Annotated in this window: 13 protein-coding genes and 2 tRNA genes; 12 read left to right on the top strand and 3 right to left on the bottom strand. The window is 56.8% G+C overall.

The annotated features are described in order from the left end of the window. The first annotated feature begins 59 nt into the window (after nucleotides 1–59). The 3 genes from guaB to guaA all read left to right on the top strand — a co-directional run bounded on the left by guaB (nucleotide 60) and on the right by guaA (nucleotide 4,234). Nucleotides 60–1,526 (top strand): IMP dehydrogenase, encoded by a 1,467-nt coding sequence (guaB, locus tag VXJ35_RS00155; protein WP_064019994.1) that lies wholly within the window; start codon nucleotides 60–62, stop codon nucleotides 1,524–1,526. Between the two features lie 79 nt (nucleotides 1,527–1,605). Beyond that, entirely contained in the window at nucleotides 1,606–2,568 is a 963-nt protein-coding gene (locus tag VXJ35_RS00150; RefSeq protein ID WP_231890705.1) for a bifunctional 2-polyprenyl-6-hydroxyphenol methylase/3-demethylubiquinol 3-O-methyltransferase UbiG, read from the top strand. Between the two features lie 76 nt (nucleotides 2,569–2,644). Continuing rightward, entirely contained in the window at nucleotides 2,645–4,234 is a 1,590-nt protein-coding gene (guaA, locus tag VXJ35_RS00145; RefSeq protein WP_064019992.1) for a glutamine-hydrolyzing GMP synthase, read from the top strand. A gap of 817 nt (nucleotides 4,235–5,051) precedes the next feature. Here the strand turns inward: guaA and VXJ35_RS00140 are convergent. Further along, entirely contained in the window at nucleotides 5,052–6,299 is a 1,248-nt protein-coding gene (locus VXJ35_RS00140; RefSeq protein ID WP_064023300.1) for an IS256 family transposase, read from the bottom strand. A gap of 410 nt (nucleotides 6,300–6,709) precedes the next feature. Between VXJ35_RS00140 and VXJ35_RS00135 the strand changes: the two genes are divergently transcribed. From VXJ35_RS00135 to VXJ35_RS00115, 5 genes are read left to right on the top strand one after another with little or no spacing between them, the layout of a single operon-like run. Further along, nucleotides 6,710–9,214 (top strand): class I SAM-dependent DNA methyltransferase, encoded by a 2,505-nt coding sequence (locus VXJ35_RS00135; RefSeq protein WP_064019991.1) that lies wholly within the window; start codon nucleotides 6,710–6,712, stop codon nucleotides 9,212–9,214. Further along, nucleotides 9,207–10,433: a restriction endonuclease subunit S gene (locus tag VXJ35_RS00130; RefSeq protein ID WP_082880746.1), complete on the top strand. Its 1,227-nt coding sequence runs from the start codon at nucleotides 9,207–9,209 to the stop codon at nucleotides 10,431–10,433. The genes VXJ35_RS00135 and VXJ35_RS00130 overlap by 8 nt, the downstream gene beginning before the upstream one ends. Continuing rightward, on the top strand, nucleotides 10,430–11,488 hold the full coding sequence (locus tag VXJ35_RS00125; protein WP_064019990.1) for a YhcG family protein: 1,059 nt from the start codon (nucleotides 10,430–10,432) through the stop codon (nucleotides 11,486–11,488). The genes VXJ35_RS00130 and VXJ35_RS00125 overlap by 4 nt, the downstream gene beginning before the upstream one ends. Further along, nucleotides 11,488–14,820: a type I restriction endonuclease subunit R gene (locus tag VXJ35_RS00120; protein WP_064019989.1), complete on the top strand. Its 3,333-nt coding sequence runs from the start codon at nucleotides 11,488–11,490 to the stop codon at nucleotides 14,818–14,820. The genes VXJ35_RS00125 and VXJ35_RS00120 overlap by 1 nt, the downstream gene beginning before the upstream one ends. Before the next feature lie 4 nt (nucleotides 14,821–14,824). Continuing rightward, nucleotides 14,825–15,577, top strand: a complete 753-nt coding sequence (locus VXJ35_RS00115; RefSeq protein WP_064019988.1) for a M48 family metallopeptidase — start codon at nucleotides 14,825–14,827, stop codon at nucleotides 15,575–15,577. A gap of 144 nt (nucleotides 15,578–15,721) precedes the next feature. Here the strand turns inward: VXJ35_RS00115 and VXJ35_RS00110 are convergent. Continuing rightward, a tRNA-Met gene (locus tag VXJ35_RS00110) sits at nucleotides 15,722–15,798 on the bottom strand. 284 nt (nucleotides 15,799–16,082) lie between these two features. On the opposite strand from VXJ35_RS00110, the gene VXJ35_RS00105 reads away from it, so the two are divergent. The 4 genes from VXJ35_RS00105 to VXJ35_RS00090 all read left to right on the top strand — a co-directional run bounded on the left by VXJ35_RS00105 (nucleotide 16,083) and on the right by VXJ35_RS00090 (nucleotide 20,368). Beyond that, nucleotides 16,083–17,063 carry an ABC transporter ATP-binding protein gene (locus tag VXJ35_RS00105; RefSeq protein WP_231914817.1) on the top strand — a complete coding sequence of 327 codons (981 nt, stop codon included), beginning with the start codon at nucleotides 16,083–16,085 and terminating at the stop codon, nucleotides 17,061–17,063. Beyond that, nucleotides 17,060–17,821, top strand: coding sequence for an ABC transporter permease (locus VXJ35_RS00100; protein WP_064019987.1), 762 nt, complete (start codon nucleotides 17,060–17,062; stop codon nucleotides 17,819–17,821). The genes VXJ35_RS00105 and VXJ35_RS00100 overlap by 4 nt, the downstream gene beginning before the upstream one ends. Before the next feature lie 24 nt (nucleotides 17,822–17,845). Next, nucleotides 17,846–20,008 carry a hypothetical protein gene (locus tag VXJ35_RS00095; RefSeq protein ID WP_231914816.1) on the top strand — a complete coding sequence of 721 codons (2,163 nt, stop codon included), beginning with the start codon at nucleotides 17,846–17,848 and terminating at the stop codon, nucleotides 20,006–20,008. Nucleotides 20,009–20,291: 283 nt separating this feature from the next. Continuing rightward, nucleotides 20,292–20,368: transfer RNA gene (locus tag VXJ35_RS00090), tRNA-Pro, on the top strand. Between the two features lie 321 nt (nucleotides 20,369–20,689). Here the strand turns inward: VXJ35_RS00090 and VXJ35_RS00085 are convergent. Further along, entirely contained in the window at nucleotides 20,690–21,109 is a 420-nt protein-coding gene (locus tag VXJ35_RS00085) for a DDE-type integrase/transposase/recombinase (protein ID WP_157198022.1), read from the bottom strand. Nucleotides 21,110–21,275 lie beyond the last annotated feature (166 nt).

Here is a 21,275-nt window from a genome sequence, read left to right as displayed (position 1 = left end):
AACCTCGGTAAAGTTGTACAATGGCTGGCTTATCCACGATTAGCCCCCAGGTGTGATTTATGCAAATCATTCAAGAAGCTCTCACCTTTGACGACGTTTTATTGATTCCCGCCCATTCCAGCGTGCTTCCGCGCGAAGTCGAGCTGAAAACCCAGCTCACCCGCAAAATCAAACTGAATATTCCGCTGGTCTCGGCGGCGATGGACACCGTAACAGAAGCCCGCTTGGCAATCGCCATCGCTCAGGAAGGCGGTATCGGCATCATTCACAAAAACATGACCGTCGAGCAACAAGCGGCGGAAGTCAGGCGGGTGAAAAAATACGAGAGCGGGGTAATCAAGGATCCGATCACGGTATCGCCCTACGTCACGGTGCGGGAAGTCATGGAATTGACCCGGGCCAAAAACATCTCCGGGGTACCCGTAGTCGACGGCGAAGAGTTGGTCGGTATCGTCACCAGCCGCGATTTGCGTTTCGAAACCCGGCTGGACGTGGCGATCAGCCAAATCATGACGCCCAAGGATAAACTGGTGACGGTAAACGAATCGTTTACCCATAAAGAAGTCATTGAAAAACTGCATACCCACCGCATCGAAAAAGTATTGGTGGTCAACGATGACTTTCATTTGCGCGGCATGATTACCGTCAAGGATATCCAAAAAGCCAAAGACAATCCGCAAGCCTGCAAAGACGAACAGGAGCGCTTGCTGGTCGGTGCCGCGGTCGGTACCGGCACGGATACCGGCGAGCGGGCCGCAGCGTTGGTGGAAGCCGGCGTCGACGTGATTATTGTCGACACAGCCCACGGCCATTCCCAGGGCGTGCTGGACAAGGTGCGCTGGGTCAAACAAAACTTTCCGCAGGTGCAGGTCATCGGCGGCAACATCGCTACCGCGGCGGCGGCCAAAGCACTGGTCGAAGCCGGCGCCGACGGCGTCAAAGTCGGTATCGGCCCCGGCTCGATTTGTACCACCCGCATTGTCGCCGGCGTCGGCGTGCCGCAAATCACTGCGGTCGCCAACGTCGCCGCCGCGTTGAAGGGCACCGGCGTGCCCCTGATCGCCGACGGCGGTATCCGTTACTCCGGCGATGTTGCCAAAGCCCTGGCGGCCGGCGCCTATGCCGTCATGCTGGGCGGATTGTTCGCCGGTACCGAAGAAGCGCCGGGAGAAGTGGAACTGTTCCAAGGCCGCTCCTACAAGTCCTACCGCGGCATGGGCTCGCTGGGGGCGATGTCGCAACAGCAAGGCTCCAGCGACCGCTATTTCCAGGAAGACACGGACCAGGTGGAAAAACTGGTGCCGGAAGGCATCGAAGGCCGCGTACCTTACAAAGGCAGCGTGTTGGCCATCATCCACCAATTATTGGGCGGCGTGCGTTCCAGCATGGGCTATACCGGCAACAGCACCATCGCCGAGATGCGGGAAAATGCGCAATTCGTGCGCGTGACCAATGCCGGCATGCGCGAAAGCCACGTCCATGACGTGACGATTACCAAAGAAGCGCCGAATTACCATATGAACTAAAACCGGCCACCGCCGGTTTAGGCAGCGGACCGCACCCGGTCCGCTACGAATCGCAACCTTCACACCCCAAGTCAGCGCAATGTCAGAAACTTCTTCGACCCCCTGCAATTTATGCGGCAACCGGCACGTTAGCGTGCTGTCCATGCGTAGCCGAAGCGGCGCGCCATTGCGCACCGTGATTTGCGACCAATGCGGCTTGGTCTGGAGCGATCCGTTTCCGCACGATCCCCGGAAATTTTACGAGGAAGAATACCGGCTGGATTACAAAAACACCTATGCCCCCAAAGCCAAGCACATATTGCGGGCCGGCCGGGTGGCGATAGAGCGCCACGACAAGATCAAGCATTTGCTGCAAAACCGCAAAACCATGCTCGACGTTGGCACCGGCGGCGGCGAGTTCGCCTACTTGATGAAGGCTCTGGGCCACGATATTCAAGGCATCGAGCCGAATAAAGGCTATGCCGAATATTCCAAAGCCCAGTACCAATTGAACTTGCAGATCGGTTTTGTCCAGGACGGCGACTTTGCCGAAGCCAGCTTCGACTTGATCACCATCTGGCATGTGCTGGAACACACCGAAGACCCGTGTTCCGTGCTCGGCATTTTGCGCAAGTTACTGAAACCGGACGCGACGCTGGTGGTGGAAGTACCGAATGTCGAAGCGGTTTGCCAATCGCCGGCCAGCAGCTTCCACGAAGCGCATTTGTTCAACTTCAACGTGCAGACTTTGCAGAAGATGGGCGAGAAAGCCGGCCTGCATGCAGTGGGCCATTTGCTGTCGGCAGACGGCGGCAATTTGACGATGTTTTTCCAGGCGGCAGAAGCCCCATCGGCAGCGAATTGGACTGTGGCCGGCAATGCCGAACGCATCGGCAATATCGTCAAAGGGCATACCAATTTGCGCCATTACATGCGGGCTGCGCCGTATCTGCGCTTCGTGAAAAAGTTGCAACGCGCAATTGCCGAACGCAATTTGAGCCAACAAGTCGCCGACAGCAAAGTCTTGCTCGACCAACTTTACCGCGAACATCGGCTGCTGTGACAGCCAACCGCGCTACTTGCAATTCAAACAGGCCTTAACCGGTTAAGGCCTCTCCAGCATCTTCGAAGGTTAGCCCGTGACAAATTCTGCCGCCGCCAACATCCATTCCGACAAAATCCTGATCCTCGACTTCGGTTCGCAGTACACGCAACTGATCGCCCGCCGCATCCGCGAAATCGGCGTCTATTGCGAGATTTATTCCTGCGACAGTAGCGACGCCGAAGTCAAAAACTTCGGCGCCAAAGGCATCATCCTGTCCGGCGGGCCGGAGACCGTGACCAGCAGCGACACTCCGCGCGCGCCGCAAGCCGTGTTCGAATTGGGCGTGCCGGTACTGGGTATCTGCTACGGCATGCAGACCATGGCCGAGCAATTGGGCGGCAAGGTCGAATCGTCCGACCACCGCGAATTCGGCTACGCCCAAATCCGCGCCCGCGGCCACTCCAAATTGTTAAAGGAAATCGAAGACCACGTCTCTGCGGAAGGTTACGGCCTGCTGGACGTGTGGATGAGCCACGGCGACCGCGTGGTCGAACTACCGGCCGGTTTCAAACTGATCGCCAGCTCCGACGGCGCACCGATTGCCGGCATCGCCGACGAAGAGCGCAACTTCTACGCGCTGCAATTCCACCCGGAAGTCACCCACACCAAGCAAGGCGGCCGCATCCTGAGCCGTTTTGTATTGGACATCTGCGGCTGCGCGGCGCTGTGGAACGCCAGCAACATCATCGAAGACAGCATCAACGCGGTGCGGGAAAAAGTCGGTAGCGACCAAGTCATTCTCGGCTTGTCCGGCGGCGTCGATTCCTCGGTGGTGGCGGCTTTACTGCATCGAGCTATCGGCGAGCAACTGACCTGTGTCTTCGTCGATACCGGCCTGCTGCGCCTGCACGAAGGCGACCAGGTCATGGCAATGTTCGCTCAGCACATGGGCATCAAAGTCATCCGCGTCGATGCCGAGGCCCGCTACATGGCCGCGCTGTCCGGCGTCAACGACCCGGAGCAAAAACGCAAAATCATCGGCGGCCTGTTCGTGGAAATCTTCGACGAGGAAGCCGGCAAACTGACCGACGCTCGGTGGTTGGCGCAAGGCACGATTTACCCGGACGTGATCGAATCGGCCGGCGCCAAGAGCGGCAAGGCGCATTTGATCAAATCCCACCACAACGTCGGCGGCCTGCCGGAAAATATGACCTTGAAACTGGTCGAACCCTTGCGCGAACTGTTCAAGGACGAAGTGCGCAAACTCGGCCTGGAACTGGGCCTGCCGGCCGACATGATCTACCGCCACCCGTTTCCCGGCCCCGGCCTGGGCGTGCGCATCCTCGGCGAAGTCAAAAAATCCTACGCCGATCTGCTGCGCAAGGCCGACGCCATCTTCATCGAAGAACTGTATCGCCATGATTTGTACAACCAAGTCAGCCAGGCTTTTGCGGTATTCCTGCCGGTCAAATCGGTCGGCGTGATGGGCGACGGCCGCAAATACGACTACGTCGTGGCCCTGCGCGCCGTCGAAACGATAGACTTCATGACCGCCCGTTGGGCGCATTTGCCTTACGACTTTTTGGATTTGGTCTCAAGGCGCATCATCAACGAAGTACCGGGGATTTCCAGGGTGACTTACGACATTTCCGGCAAGCCGCCGGCGACGATTGAATGGGAGTAATACCTTAAAGTTAATTATTTGATTTAATTAATAATTAAAGTTACACAAAAGTTTCGCACAGCAAAAGCAATCGCCGCTTTTGCTGTGTTTTTTCCATAAAGTTGCACAAACGCGGAAATGTGCGGCACCAGTATCACGCAGATCGAACCCACCTACCATCATTTGAATGATGACGTAACGATGGAAAACGCATTGGCCTAACAGGTTGATGAAAAACCATTCCAGCCACTAATTTAGCTAGATGAAGCCTTTATTGAGTGCTGAATCAATCTGATCGTCGGGAAGCACGGCCAAAGCATTGGCTGGTTTTGGCGCTCAAATAGCGACATTAACAGGGTAGTTAATGACAAAGGAATGACCGGGCGGCAAACATAGTTAACATGGTTTTGGGCGAAAAAGGGCTAGACGGCACATGGAAAAATGCAAGGCATTTATTTTAATTATTCACAAAAAACCACTTGACACTATCGATGCGCAATCATGGTGCGATCTTAGTCTCCAAGCCATGCTTTTTCGCGTGTAAGCCATTGATTTTGAATTAGATAAATTCGTGGCTAAAATCGAGTCAATCTAAGCAAACGCCCCAAAAATTAGGCATTTAGCGGCTTAAAAAACTTTTTATCCCCAGTGTTATCCACAGTTTTTGTGGATAACGTTACAACCTTTTTTGCTGTCAGACACTTAGCTGCAAAAGCTAAATTTCCAGTCAGATTTTTGTCTTATTTCCGACACCGTAGCAGCAGTTTTTGACCAAGAGTCTTTACACGGCTGGCAGGTCTTACCTGAGCTATTGTCAAATCTGGTGTTCAGGCCTTGATCAAGCGGCGATCTGATTGCCGGTTTCTAGCTCAATGCCGTCCTTGAACGGAACCCCGGTAATCACTTTGGCGAGATAATCAAATCCTCGCTGGCGTCGCCAGGTTTTCTCAGCCGTTTGTCCCAGTTTGAATAGCATGTGCAACATGCCATCGCGGGCGAGACAGCCTTTGGCACGCTTGGTGCGATGGCGAATAGTGGCGAAGGTTGATTCGATGGGGTTGGTTGTTCGAATGCTTTGCCAGTGCTGAGCCGGAAAGTCATAGAAGGCCAGCAGTTCATGCCGGTCGCGATACAGACATTCAACCGCCTTGGGATATTTGGCGTCATAGAGCGTGGCGAACTGGTCGAAGGCGCGTTCGGCGTTCTTTTGGGTGTCAGCCTGCCAAATGTCGTACAGCGACTGCTTCATCTTGGGTTGCACCGCTTTTGGAACGCGGTTCAGGACGTTGTTCATTTTATGCACCCAGCAGCGTTGTTGTCGGGTGTCGCTGTAAACCTCGTCCAGCGCGGCCCAGAGACCCATTGCGCCGTCACCAATGGCTAGTTTGGGACTGTTCATACCGCGTGCTTTCAAGCCCAGCAATACTTCCCGCCAACTCTGCGTCGATTCGCGCACACCGTCTTCAATCGCCAGAAATCGTTTTTCCCCGCGCTCATTGACCCCGATGATGATCAAGGCACACAGCTTGACATCTTCCGCTCGCAGCCCGCTGTAGATGCCATCAGCCCAGATATAGACCCACTGATCTCGGTCCAGGCGACGGGTTCGCCAATCGTTATATTCCGCCGCCCACTCGCGTTTCAAACGGGCCACGGTGCTGGCTGATAACCCCGTGGCATCCGGGCCAACCAGGACTTCCAGTGCGGCTTCCATTTCACCGCTGGAGATACCTTTCAAGTATAACCAGGGCAATGCAGCCGATAAGGAACGTGTCTTGCGCACATACGGTGGCACCAACGCCGAACGAAAGGTAGCCCCTTGGCCGTCTTTTGCCCGAACCTTGGGAACCTTCACCGCTACGGGGCCAATGCCTGTCTGAATCTCACGCTCAGGTTGGAATCCGTTACGCACGACGGCGGCCCGACCATCGCCTAACTTCCGTTCGCTGAAGGCTTCCAGATAGGAAGCCAATTCGGCATCGATGGCTTGCGCTATTAACTTCCGCGCGCCTTGACGAATCAGATCGGTCAAAAGATCGGCGTTCTCTTCTCGACTCGACAGGTCGATTACATTACTCTTCTTCATGGTGGCGTATCCTTGGTTTTGATCGTTTTGTTTGGTCACAAATAATCAACCAGATACGCCGCTTCTCTTCAACTACCAAACACCAGATTCAGTTATAGCTCGTCTTACCTTCGCTACCTTCGCTACCTTCGCTACCTTCGGTAACTGCGCCCAAAAAAACGGGAAATCTGCAGCGGCGGTTACTCAAGCTTGGGGCAAGTGCTTTATTTTCGATGGCCGGCCACATTTCCAAATCTGCTTGAGTCGTTAATTCCTGAAAACGTAGTGCAATAGCAGGCAGAGGATTCCGTTGAAAAACCAAGCGACTAGAGCCTGCGCCCCAAAAGCTATAAAGCAAGCCAATCGACGGAACTATCTTCAAAACAAAGATTAATTGTTACTATCAAGCCAATGAATAGTAGGAACGCTAAATGCCCTTAACCTTACCTCAACTAGAACGCCACCTCTTCAAAGCCGCCGATATCCTGCGCGGCAAGATGGATGCCTCTGAATTCAAGGAATACATCTTCGGGATGCTGTTCCTCAAGCGTTGTTCCGACGTGTTCGAACAGCGCCGAGAAGAAGTGATCCAGCTCGAACTCGATGCGGGCAAGCCGCTCGCCGACGCGGAAGCCGCGGCCGAGAACAAACGTTGGTACAAAAAAGACGGCTATTTCTGGGTGCCGAAAGAGTCGCGCTACAGCTACTTGGTCGACAATTCGCGCCAGGCCAACGTCGGCAACCTTTTGAGCAAGGCGCTGGCCGGGATCGAGGGCGAAAACGTCAGCCTCTATGACGTTCTCGAGCACATCGACTTCACCCGCAAGATCGGCCAGAGCAAAATCCCCGATATCAAGCTGCAGCAGCTCATCACCCATTTCAGCCTGTACCGGCTGCGCAACGAAGACTTCGAGTTCCCCGACCTGCTGGGCGCAGCCTACGAATACCTGATCGGCGAATTCGCCGATTCGGCCGGCAAGAAAGGCGGCGAGTTCTATACGCCGCGCTCGGTGGTGCGGATGATGGTGCGACTGATCAAGCCCGAACTGAAACACGACATCTACGACCCCTGCTGCGGCTCCGGCGGCATGCTGATCGCCGCCAAGGAATACATCGACGAGCATGGCGAAGACGGCCGCAAGGCCAATCTGTTCGGCCAGGAATTCAACGGCACGGTGTGGTCCATTGCCAAGATGAACATGCTGCTGCACGGCATCAGCACCGCCAACCTGCAAAACGAGGACACCCTGGCCGAGCCACAGCACGTCGAAGGCGGCGAGTTGATGCACTTCGACCGGGTGCTGACCAATCCGCCGTTTTCCATCAATTGGGGCAATACCGAGAAAGATGCCGACGGTAAACCGGCCTGGAAACCCAAATTCGAAGCCGAGCGCTTCCGCTACGGCCAAGTGCCGCTAGGTGCCAAGAAAGCCGACCTGATGTTTCTGCAGCACATGCTGGCCGTCACCCGCGACGGCGGCATGGTGGCCACGGTCATGCCGCACGGCGTGCTGTTCCGGGGCGGCGAGGAAAAAACCATCCGCGCCGGCATCATCGAAGACGACCTGCTTGAAGCCGTCATCGGCGTCGCCCCCAACCTGTTCTACGGCACCGGCATTCCCGCCTGCATTCTGGTGTTGCGCCAGCGGGTGCAGAACGGCGCCCACCGCGTCAGCGGCAAGCCTGCCGAACGCCAGGGTAAAGTATTGTTCATCAACGCCGACCGCGAATTTTTCGAAGGCCGCGCCCAGAACTACCTGCTGCCCGAGCACATCGAGAAAATCGTCACGACTTTTGATGAGTTCAAACAAATCGACGGCTTCTCGGCCATCGTCGACAACGCCGCGCTAAAAGAGAATGACTACAACCTCAACATTCGCCGCTATGCCGACAACGCGCCGCCCCCCGAACCGCATGACGTGCGCGCCCATCTGGTCGGCGGCATACCCAAGTCAGAGGTGGCCGGCAAATTCAGTTTGTTCAACGCCCACGGCTTAAATCCGCTGGACCTAATGGTGGAACGCGACGCCAAGTATTTCGACTTTGTACCCGCCCTCGACAAGCGGCAGGCTCTCAAGCCAGCTATCGAAACCAATGCCGGCTTGGTGGCCAAAGAGGCCGCCATCCGCGCCGCCTTCGAACAATGGTGGCAAGAACACAGCGGCCGCATCACCGCACTGTCCGGGCAAATGGACAACGCCGCCAGCCTGGTCGCGTTGCGTAACGACCTGCTGGCCAGCTTCAGCCAGAGCCTGGAGGCCATTGGCCTGCTCGACCCTTTTCAGGTGCGTGGCATCGTCGCTGGGTTCTGGTACCAGACCAAGTACGACTTCCTCACCCTGATGGCGCGCGGCGCCAAAGGCGTGGCCGACGCCTGGCGCACCAGCATCGTCACCGCACTGGAAGACAAAGCCAGCAAGGAAAATCCGCTGGAGCACAAGCTGGTCAAGTTCCTGATGAGCGACTTTGTCGAGGCCATCACCGAGCTGGAAGCCAAGAAAGCTGAATTAGACAGTCAGATCAAGGCCGCCAGTCCCAAGGATGCCGAGGGCGAGAACGGCGAAGCCGTCGAGGCGGCGGAGGATGAGGCCGACGAAGACAACGCCGTGAGCGAAGAACAGCTCAAGGTCTGGAAAAAGGAACTCAGCGCCGTCAAGAAACAACTCAAGGCCAAAAACGATAGCTTCAAGCAGCACATCGATGACGCAGTGGATAGCCTGACGTCGGAAGCCGCTGCCGAGTTACTGCTGACCATCTTGCACAACGACATGAAAGCCATCGTCGAGCGCTACATCGCCGCGCAGCGCAAGGCCATCGTCGCCGCGTTCGAGAACTGGTGGGATAAGTACCGGGTAACGCTGACTGAGATCGAGGGCCGGCGCGATGAGGCAGCGAAGGCACTCCAGGGGTTCTTGAAGGGGTTGGGTTATGTCTAAGCTCACCCCATTTAAAACCAGCTATCTAAGTACACATTGCTTCATTCGCACAGGGAAAAAGGATGTCAATCAAGGTGATAAATCTGGAATATATCCTTTTTTTACATGTTCAAAGAACTACACCTATTCAAATTCCTTTTCGTTTGATACGGAGGCATTGTTAGTAGCGGGTAATGGTGAGGTTGGTAATGTCCAATATTTTTGCGGTAAGTTTGAGGCTTATCAAAGAACATATGTGATTGATAAATTCGATTTGAATGTTCGATACGTCTACCACTTTTTAAGGCACCACCTCAAAGATCGTTTGTCGCGCACTCACGCAGGATCTGTAATTCAGTTTATTAAGCTTAGTGACTTAACAAAATTTGAACTTAGCTACCCAGAGTGTGGTGTTGAGCAAGCTAAATTGGCTCAAATCCTCGACACCCTCGACACCGCTATACACGAAACCGAGGCGGTCATCGCCAAACTCAAGGCCGTCAAGCAGGGCCTGCTGCACGACCTACTGACGCGCGGCATCGACGCCAACGGCGAACTGCGCCCGCCACAGGCCGAGGCGCCGCACCTCTACAAGAAATCGACGCTGGGGTGGATTCCAAAGGAGTGGGATGTGAGACCACTATCCGATTACACCTCATCGGAAATCACGTACGGAATTGTTCAGGCCGGGCCACACGTGCCGACTGGAGTTCCTTATATTCGAACAGGGGATATGTCAGGCGACTGTTTAATTCGTGAAGGTATGCTATGCACATCACGGCGAATCGCGAGCAACTATGCGCGTTCGGAGGTCCGGACGGGCGACATCGTCATGGCAATCCGGGCAACCGTTGGAAAAGTACTGCCGGTTCCAAGTGATCTTAATGGGGCAAACCTGACGCAGGGGACAGCCAAGATCTCCCCGAATGAGCATACTGATGGAAATTTCCTGCTATGGGCAATTAGACATTCTCGTGCGCAGCAGGCAATTCAGCTCGAAATTAAAGGCACTACGTTCGCTGAGATTACGCTGGGTGCACTGCGCCAAGTTCCAGTCGCTGCACCTGTCGAAATCAATGAGCAGCGAGAGATTGGTCAGCGATTAACTGCCATTGACCAACAGCTTCAAAGCGAACAGCAGTATCTAGCTAAGGCATTTGCGGAAAAGTCAGGATTGATGGACGACCTCCTCACCGGCCGCGTCCGCGTCACGCTCCTGCTAGAGGGAACCATCCCATGACCGACCGCCCCGTTTCCCTCACCCCGCCCCCCAGCGGTTACACCGACTGGCTGGCCGAACTCAAAACCCGCATCCACTCCGCCCAGCAGCGCGCCGCGCTGGCGGTGAACCGCGAGCTGGTGCTGTTGTACTGGCAGATTGGCCGCGACATTTTGGAGCGGCAAGGCCGGGAAGGCTGGGGCGCCAAAGTGATCGAACGGCTGGCGCAGGATTTACGCACCGCCTTCCCGGACATGAAGGGCTTTTCCCCGCGCAACCTCAAGTACATGCGCAGTTTTGCCCAAGCCTGGCCGGAGGCTGAATTTGTGCAAGCGGTGCTTGCACAATTGCCCTGGTACCACCAGATCGCCCTACTGGACAAGTTGAATGACAGCGAAGCGCGGCGCTGGTATGCCGCGAAGGCCATTGAGCACAACTGGTCGCGCAATATATTGGTAATGCAGATCGAAACCAATGCCCGCGCCCGTTTCGGCCAGGCCATCACCAACTTCGAGCAGCGCCTGCCCGCGCCTTTGTCGGACTTGGCGCGCGAGTCGCTGAAAGATCCTTACCGCTTCGATTTTTTGGGCCTGCACGATGATGCGCAGGAGCGCGCCGTCGAGCAGGCGCTGGTGCAGCATGTGACGCAGTTTTTACTGGAGCTGGGCGCTGGCTTTGCCTTTGTCGGGCGGCAGGTGCTGCTGAATGTGGGCGGCGACGAGTTTTTCATCGACTTGTTGTTCTACCACCTCAAGCTGCGCTGTTATGTGGTGATCGAACTCAAAGGCGGCAAGTTCAAGCCGGAGCATCTGGGGCAACTGGGTTTTTACCTGACCGCCGTGGATCGCCAGGTGAAAAGCGAGCACGACAACCCCACCATTGGCCTGCTGCTGTGCAAAAGCAAAAACAAAGTGGTGGCCGAGTACGCCCTGGGCGACAAGACTCAGCCCATGGGTATTGCCGAATACAAACTGCTGGAATCGCTGCCGGCCGAACTGCAAACCGGCCTGCCCAGCATCGAACAGATTGAGCGCGAGTTAGCTGCGTTGTCGGACGAAACAAGTGAGGAGGATTGATGGGCTGCGAGCTTGAGACGACAGAAAAACCATTCGTAGCCCAGCTACAGGCGCTGGGTTGGCAGCACATTGAAGGCAGCATTGATGACCCGTCGGTCACGGGCCGCACCGGCTTTGCCGAGGTGATTCAGGAGAGTTTGCTGCGCGAACAATTGCGCGCGCTGAATCCCGGGCCTGACGGTTTGCCCTGGCTGGACGAGGCGCGGCTGCAAGAAGCCGTCGCCGCCATCACCCGGCTGGGCACGCACAAGCTGATGGAGGCCAACGAAAAGGCCACCGCTTTATTGATCCGTGGCCTGACCGTTGAAGGCCTGCCCGGCTGGGACGGTGGCCGCGGCCAGACCATCCGCTACATCGACTGGGACACCCCGGCTAACAACCGCTTCACGGTGATTAACCAATACCGCGTCGATTGCCCGCCCGGCTTCAACAGCGCCAAGCAGTTCATCGTGCCCGATCTGGTGCTGCTGGTAAACGGCATCCCGCTGGTGGTGGTGGAGTGCAAAAGCCCATCCATCCCCGAGCCGCTGGCCGAGGCGGTGGATCAGCTCCGGCGCTATAGCAACCAGCGCAAGGCGGCCTTCGAGGTGGATGAAAACGAAGGCAACGAGCCTCTGTTCGCCACCAACCAGTTGCTGGTGGCCACCAGTTTCGACGAGGCAAGGGTAGGCTGCATCGGCGCGGCCTTCGAGCATTACGCCCAATGGAAGACGGTGGTCGGCCCGGATGGCACGGGTTCGGAACTCGAGGTGGCTCACGGTTTGGGTAAGTCCGCTCTCTCAGAGCAGGAGCGTTTGATTGCCGGGCTGTTGACACCCGCCCATCTGCTCGATGTGGTACAGAATTTCATGTTGTTTATGCAGGCGGGCGGGCAAACCATCAAGACGGTGTGCCGCTATCAGCAATACCGGGCCGTCAACCGCGCCTTGGTTCGACTCAAGACCGGCCTGACGCGACGACAACATGGCGAGCACGACCAGCGCGGCGGCATCATTTGGCACACCCAAGGCTCCGGTAAATCGCTCACCATGGTGTTTCTGGTGCGCAAGATGCGGGCGGATGCGCAGTTGCGGCGCTTCAAGGTGATCGTCATCACCGACCGTAAGGACTTACAGAGCCAGTTATCCGTGACCGCCACGCTGACCGGCGAAGTGGTGGACGTGGCTGAGAGTACGTCGGGCATCAAGACGCTGGCACGACGCAAGGGGCCTGGACTCATTTTTGCTACGATCCAGAAATACCGTGACTCCGACATTGCGGGCGATGCGCCACTGACAGCAGACGATCTGCCAAAAGTAGAACAAACGAAGGCTGGTTATAAAGCCGAAGAAAAGTTCGAAGTGCTCAATGAAGATGACAGCATCCTGGTGCTGGTCGACGAAGCCCACCGCACCCAGGCCGGCGACCTGCACGCCAATCTGCTGGCAGGTCTGCCTAACTGCGCGCGCATCGGCTTCACCGGCACGCCGATCATCATGGGCGAGAAGAAGCGCACCCACGAGATCTTCGGCGAGTTCATCGACCGTTACACCATCAAGGAAGCCGAAGCCGACGGCGCCACGGTGCCGGTGCTGTACGAGGGCCGCACCGCCAATGGCGCGATCAAGGACGGGGCCAGCCTGGACGAGTTATTCGAGGATTTGTTTCGCCAGCACACGCCTGAGGAACTGGAGGCGATCAAGCAAAAGTACGCCACCAAGAGCCACATCTTCGACGCCCCGACGCTGATCGCCGATAAGGCGCGCGACATCATTCGCCACTACGTCACCAACATCCTGCCCAATGGTTATAAGGCGCAGGTGGTGGCTTACAGCCGCCTGGCGGCAATCCGCTACTTCGAGGCCTTACAGCAGGCACGTGACGAGCTTCTGGCTGAAGCGCAGGCACTTTCCCCCGAAGACAAGGCGCTGGATGATGAAGCGCTGTGCCAACGTCCGGCCAAGGTGCAGGCGGTGGTGCAGGCTTGGCGCTACCGCGACACGCTGGCCCGCATCGAATTCGCCCCCGTCATTTCCGGCAGCAACAATGACGACCCGGCCTGGAAGCGGTGGACCGACGGCACGGCGCACGAGCAATTGCTCAAACGCTTCAAGAAGCCTCTGCTGCTGAGTGATGGCAAGGGAGCCAAGCCGGAGAAAACCGACCCATTGGCCTTTTTGGTCGTGAAGTCGATGTTGCTGACCGGCTTCGACGCGCCCATCGAAGGCGTGATGTATCTGGACCGGCCCATCCGCGAGGCGGAATTGCTGCAGGCCATTGCCCGCGTCAACCGTACCGGCTTTGGCAAGCGGTGCGGCATCGTGGTGGACTATTACGGCGTGGCGCAGCATTTGAAGGAGGCGCTGGCGGCTTATGCTGATGAAGACGTAGCAGGTGCACTGGCCAGCCTAAAGGACGAAGTGCCGGTACTGCGCGACCGGCATCTGCGCGTGGTGGACCTGTTTCGTCGGCATGGCATTGAATCGCTCGATGACGCCGAAGCCTGTGTCGAGGCTTTGGGCAGCGAGAAGTTGCGCGCCGAGTTCGCGGTCAAACTCAAAGCCTTTCTGGCATCGTTGGATACCGTGCTGCCGCGCCCTGAAGGCTTGCCGTATTCTGGCGACGCCAAGCGTCTGGCTTACATCTATGCGCGTGCCCGAAATCGTTACAAGGACACGCCGGTATTGGGCAAGGATATTGGCGCCAAGGTACGCAAGCTGATCGACGACCACGTGATTTCGCTGGGCATCGATCCAAAAATTCCGCCGATTCAGCTAAGTGATGCGGAGTTTGATAGCCACGTGGCGCGTGCCGCCAACGACCGCGCCAAGGCTTCCGAAATGGAGCACGCGATTCGCTCGCATATTAGCAAGCACACCGACGAAGACCCGGTGCTGTACCGCAAACTCTCGGAACGCTTGAACGATATCCTGAAAAACTTAGGCGAACAGTGGAATGAGGTCATTGCGCAACTGCAGAAAATCATCGACGAGCTGCGCACCGGTAGGGCGGGAACTGCCGATGCCCCCAGCGACTTGCCCGAGCATTGTGCGCCGTTTTTGCGTACCGTCCTGGATGTGGTTTCTGCTGGTCAAACACCAACGGCAACTGAGTTACTGCGCCTGAAGGATGTGACCGTGGAGTTGGTGGACCTGCTGGTGCAGGAACTTCAAAGTAACCGGGATATCTGGAGCCCTCACAAACGCGCAGCACAAGAAGACCTGAACACCCAACTGTTCGAACACTTGATGCGGCTGAGACCGCCTTTGGTGGATACCGATAAGGCAGGTGTGCTGGCCGACAAGCTGATGGAGCAGGCGCGCGCCAATCACGACAAGCTGGTGCAGGTGTAGAGCAATGCCGGAACCTTTGAAACCAACCGACCATCGATTGGGCAGCTTATCCGTTGCGGCAGAGCGATGCATTCAGGTGGATGATTTGCAGTTCGCGATACGGCGCAGCGCCAGACGCCGAACCATGCAAATCACGGTCGAGCGAACGGGGGAACTGATACTGAGCGCGCCACCGGATGTTGGCATTAGCCAACTCCGTGACTTTATTATCGAAAAACGCTTCTGGATTTACACCAAGCTGGCCGAGAAAGACCGATTGCAACGCCAGGTGCCACGCAAGGAATTCGTCAACGGTGAGGGTTTCTTGTACCTAGGACGCAGCCATCGGCTGAAATTGGTCGAACACCAAGATGCCCCGTTGAAACTGGCAAATGGCCGCTTCGCGCTACGCCAAGATGTGCAGGATGGAGCACGGGAGCACTTCATCCGCTGGTACAGTGAGAGAGCCCGTGTTTGGTTGTCCGGCCGCGTCGCCGACTACCAGTCTCGCATGGAGGTCGCTCCTGCTGGCGTGAAGGTTCAGGACCTCGGCTATCGCTGGGGCTCTTGCGGAAAGGGCGACTGGCTATATTTTCATTGGAAGACCATCTTGCTGCCAGCCCGTATTGCGGAGTACGTGGTCGTCCATGAAATTGCTCACTTGCACGAGCCGCATCACACCCCCGCTTTTTGGTTGCGCGTTGAGCGTGCAATGCCCGATTATTTTCAGCGCAAGACCTGGCTGGCCGAACATGGAATTGATGTTGAGGGGATATAAAACATGGCGGAATATTTCGCCATTGAACTTGAGCGAATGTCTTAGTGTTGATTGATATATTCGAAATTCGCTTACTATTTGCTTACCGAAACCTTCAGGCAACAAAAAAGGCTTAGGTCGTTAAACCTAAGCCTTTATTTTGTCTGGTAGCGGGGGCAGGATTTGAACCTACGACCTTCGGGTTATGAGCCCGACGAGCTACCAAGCTGCTCCACCCCGCGATTGATATGCGTGCATTATACAACCGCAAAAAAAAATAGCAAGCAATAAACATGCAAATCGGATTGGGCTTGATACTCCGCTATAGGCACTTTTCGTAATTTCAGAGAGGCGTCAAGCTTCACGGCTGCCTCCTTCATTGCTCGATGTTCTCGATGGCCGGTTATTCCGCCGAGAAAAGCGGCGCGATTCGCCTTAAAATCGCGTTACTTCGATTGGCCTGGCGGCCTTCAAAACCCAAATAACGCTGATCTTGATCCGATAAAGCACGCGCCTGGAGATTACCGTGGCTATAGGTCCGACACCCACACACACAACGACAGTACGCTCGGAGCCGATTATCTCGGTGCACGGCGTACACAAAACCTACGCCGGCGGTTTCCAGGCCTTGCGCAACATCGACCTGGAGATCCGGCGCGGCGAGATTTTCGCATTGCTCGGCCCGAATGGTGCCGGCAAGACTACGCTAATCGGCATTATCTGCGGCATCGTCAATCCGACTTCGGGAAGCGTGGTCGCCGCGGGCTACGATATCCGCAAGCACTATCGCGCCGCGCGGGCGGCAATCGGCCTGGTGCCGCAGGAATTGCATACCGATGCGTTCGAGTCGGTGTGGGCGACCGTCCGCTTCAGTCGCGGCTTGTTCGGCAAGCCGTCCAACCCGGATTACCTGGAAAAAATACTGCGCTCGTTGTCGTTGTGGGAAAAGCGCGACGCCAAAATCATGGCCTTATCCGGCGGCATGAAACGCCGACTGTTAATTGCCAAAGCCTTATCCCACGAACCGGAAATCCTGTTTCTCGACGAACCCAGCGCCGGCGTCGACGTGGAACTGCGCCACGACATGTGGCGGCTGGTACGCGAACTGCGCGAGCAAGGCACAACCATCATCCTGACCACGCATTACATCGAAGAAGCCGAAGACATGGCCGACCGCATCGGCGTCATTAACAAGGGACAGCTAGTCGTGGTCGAAGACAAAACCGCGTTGATGCGCAAGCTGGGCAAGAAAGAATTGGCCTTGACGCTACGCCAGCCTTTAACGGAATTGCCGGCGGAACTGCATGCCTGGCCGCTGACCCTGTCCGGCGACGGCCAAACTTTGGTTTATACCTTCGACAGCCAGACCGAAGAAAGCGGAATCGCCGAATTACTGCGGGCCTTGAACCAACACGGCATCGATTTCAAAGACCTGCGTTCCAGCGAAAGTTCGCTGGAAGATATCTTCGTCAGCCTGGTCCAGCAAGCCCAAGGAGTTAAGCCATGAATTTTTACGGCATCCGCGCCATCTACCATTTCGAAATGGCCCGCACCTTTCGCACGCTGGCCGAAAGCATCGCCGCACCGGTGCTGACCACCTCGTTGTACTTCATCGTCTTCGGCCGCGCCATCGGCTCGCGAATGGGCGAGATCGACAACGTCGGCTACGGTGCCTTCATCATTCCCGGCCTGGTGATGCTGAATCTGCTGAACGAGAGCATTTCCAACGCCTCGTTCGGCATCTACATGCCGAAATGGTCCGGCACGATCTACGAGCTGCTGTCGGCGCCGGTATCGTGGATCGAAGTATTGCTGGGTTACGTCGGCGCGGCCGCCACCAAATCGGTGATGCTGGGCCTGCTGATTCTCGGTACCGCGCAGCTATTCGTACCCTACCAGATTGCCCATCCCGGCTGGATGGTCGCATTCTTACTGCTGACCGCCGTCAGCTTCAGCCTGTTCGGCTTCATCATCGGCCTGTGGGCGGACAGCTTCCAGAAATTGCAAGTGGTGCCGATGTTGGTCGTCACGCCGCTGACCTTTCTCGGCGGCGCGTTTTATTCGATCAACATGCTGCCGCCGCTATGGCAGAAAGTCACGCTGTTCAATCCGGTGGTTTACCTGATCAGCGGCTTCCGCTGGAGTTTTTACGGCATTGCCGATGTCGACGTGGCAATCAGCTTAGGCATGACCTTCGGCTTCTTGCTAATCTGCCTGGCATTCGTCTGGTGGGCGTTCAGGACCGGTTACAAGATCAGGAATTAAGCCGAATCGATTGCGCAGAGCGCTATGGCTTCCGGTTTCATTTGCGCCGGCTTGGCGACGCTAGCTCGCTTAATCGCGACGATACGCCGAGCCATTGGCCGCTGTACGCGCAGCCGCTGCTGTTTCGAGGCAGGTGCGGCGATTTTGTTTTTCGGGACACTGGCGCAACAGCCGGCGCTGCACAGCGATGCATTTCAAGCAATGCAGGAGCTGGCGGCACTCGGTTACCGCATCCCCAGCGCTGAGCAGCCGTTACGGGTGTTCCCGGCATTGACCGGCGGCGAGTTCAGCGGCCGCCATGCCGGAGCCTGGCGCCCCGGCAGCATCTATTTACGCGAAATAACCCAACCCGGTTTCTCGACATCGGCTTACTTACGCCACGAGCTGTTTCACGAAGCCAGTTACCGCACTTGCAAAGGCCGCCTGCCGGAATGGGCCGAGGAAATGGCCGCGATGCGTTTTAGCGGCGAACTGGCCGGCCGCGAGCACGAACCGCAACCAGACGCTGCCGACCTGGAAAACCTGATCAGCCATATTCGGCAAAATTCTCCGCTGGACCGAAGCGACCGCGATTTGTTGGGGCGTCTGGCGTTGCATTACGAGTGGCCTTCCGCAATCTGCAACCCGCCGGAAATGCTGAGCCGCCTATTGGGCGCGCCCTTTCCCGCAGCCGGCTCCGGTTACTTGTTGGCCAGCCTGATTTCCGGCCGGATTTTGGAAACCGGCGGCGATGTCGCTACGCCGCTACCGCCCGGCTCGTTATTGAAAATTCCGTATGCCGCGGCATTGAGCCAAGCCAATCCGCAAATACTGGCCGACGAACTGGCCGCCAGCGATACCGATAAATTAGGGGCGCGGCGGGCCCAATTTAGCCCGGAGCGTTACCGTTTATTGCTATCCCCAATCAAACAGCAAAGCCTGACGCTAAGGCCGCCGGTTACCGATCAGGACTGGCGGGCTTATCTCGGCGAACGCGGCGCCGACGGCGGTTTCGCGCTCGAAGCCTCATTGCCGGAACTGGCCTTAACGCTGCGGGCCGCCCTATTGTCGCAGCCCGATTATTTCCAAGGCCTGGTTCGCAACGGCGTCACTCCGAACTCGACGCTGGCCGGTATCGACGCTGCCGACAAACAGACCTTCCGTAAGCTGAAAGCGTTGGCCAAAACCGGAACGGTATCCAGCGGCGGCGGCCAACCCTTGGTCGGACATTTGATGGTCGCCTGGCCGGCCGAGCATCCGGTGTATCTGGCGATTTTTCGCCAATCGGGCAGCAGTGGCGCCGCGCTCGCCGCAAAAGCCGCCGGGCTGCTGCGCGATTGGCAGCGGCGGTTTCCATCCCGTTACGCGGCCGTGCGGGTACATGTGCTTTCGGCAACCGATCCGGCCAGTTGGCAGACACACAGCGATTGTCCGGAATTGGAAGCCGGCTCGGCGCGCATCAGTTTGTGCGGCCATTTTTACATTACCTCGACTGCCCGCGGCAGCCGCTCGGAACGGCGAATAAACGGTATCTTGCATCGATCCCCAGCAGGCGGCGCGACCGTATTGGAAACCGATGCCGAAAGTTATGCCGACGCGGTGCTCGCCGCCGAGGCCCAGCACCTGGCCGGCCCGGCGCGTGACGCATTGCGGGCCGTAATCGTTTGGAACGGCAGCCGCGGCGGACACCGCCACGCCGAAACCCGCTCGGTATGCGATACCACCCATTGCATGGTATTTCTCGGCGAGGCATTAACCGGCCCCGTCCGGCACGGCCACTCTACCGATGCAAAGTTGCTGGGTCTATTGGACGAATTGGCCGGAGACCGCGACTGGCTGGCGTTTGCCAACGGCGGCGCACAACGCTGGCAACGGCAAATCCCGCTCGCGGAGTTGCAGCGACTTTTCGCCGAACAGCAGATTTTTGACATTCGCCGGGAGCGGCGCAAAGACGGAGCCTTATACGTGCGCATGGTCTACGCCGATGCGGACGAGGCCTTGGCCTGCGAAGTATTTCGCAATACGCTGAAACTGCCGTCGTGCCCGGATTCGATTCAATCCGCAGACAACCAAAGCTGGTTATTCCAAGGCATCGGCGCCGGCCATGGCGAGGGCTTATCTATCGAAACCGCCCGCGAACTAGCCGAAGCCGGCCGCAGCGCGGAACACATTTTACGGGATGCTTACGCTATAAAAACTGCCCGCTAGGCGGCTGGCACCTAGCGGGAAATTCCGCCCTACAACGCGGTTAAGCTACTTGGTTTACTCACCGTGCCGGCCATGCGGGCGGGCTGCTTGTGTGGATTCTTCGCAGTTGTCAAAGCGAGCTTAGGCAAATTAATTTCCCGGCAACCCGCCATCTGGCTTCCGCTAACCGCCCGTTAGCGCTCGCTGCTTGCCTCAATTGTAAGCCAAACCGAATCATAAACTCGATGGCGGTTAAAAATTGCATGTCGGCTTTACCGGTCTTTGTTAAAATAGCCGGACGTTACGGAGTGTAGCTCAGCTTGGTAGAGCACTGCCTTCGGGAGGCAGGGGCCGGAGGTTCGAATCCTCTCACTCCGACCATTAAATCAATGGCTTAGCACAAATTATAGTGTCGGTGCCTGGGCTGCACGGAATTTATACGGAAACTCACATCAATTGAGCGCCTCGTTTTCTCCTAATTAAAAAGCCACTGTCCTGAGTAAGCTTTTTAAGTCAGCACTCAAAGCTATTTCCCCCGAAACCGTATTTGCCAGAACACACAAAGCTTCGACTGTTTTTGACAATTCTGTAGATAGTCCATTCTGAAGCCGGCAGTCAAAAATCTTCGCTAACGTCTGGTAATACCACAGAGTATCTTCCTTACCCGTATTAAAATCTCGTCGCCGAAAGTCCGAAAGTCATTCAAAATCGCCCTAGCGCTGTAAAGCTTATCTGCGCAAGACACCAACAAGGTATTGGCAGGGGGTGCTTGAGATGCGCCAAATAGGTACGCTTGCAGGTGTGCCAATCGGGCTTTACACCATTGCTATCTGGCGCGCCGTCTGTGTAACCTTCGACAATGGTCGCAACGCGCTCGCCGAACGCTTCCCGGATTAAATCCCGCCGACGGTTTGCCTCGTCGGTAGTCTCGGCATCCTCTACGGCGTCATGCAACAAGGCAGCTACCGCCGCATGGCAGGCTTCCAGGGTAATCGCGACTTTAGCTGCCAGCACTTTGCGACTGGCCCAGTCCACGAACGCCGTTAAATACGCGAATCCTTTGGCCAGCGGGATGTAGGTCGTATCCAACGCCCAAACTTGATTGGCGCGATGGATGGTCATGCCGGATAGATCTCGTGACGTGGCGTCTTCTTGCTGGTATTGGGCTTGCAGTACACCGCTTCGATGCCCATTGTCTTCATCAAAGTTTTCACCCGCTTGCGGCCGATCGGGATGCCTTGCAGATTCAGCTAATCCCGTAACTGGCGAGCGTCCATAGCGCTATACC

Origin of the sequence: Methylomonas sp. DH-1 (assembly GCF_046097555.1) — a bacterium.
Lineage (GTDB): Bacteria > Pseudomonadota > Gammaproteobacteria > Methylococcales > Methylomonadaceae > Methylomonas > Methylomonas koyamae.
The sequence above is the reverse complement of the archived record's forward strand: the minus strand, read 5'-3'. Positions and strand labels throughout refer to the sequence as shown.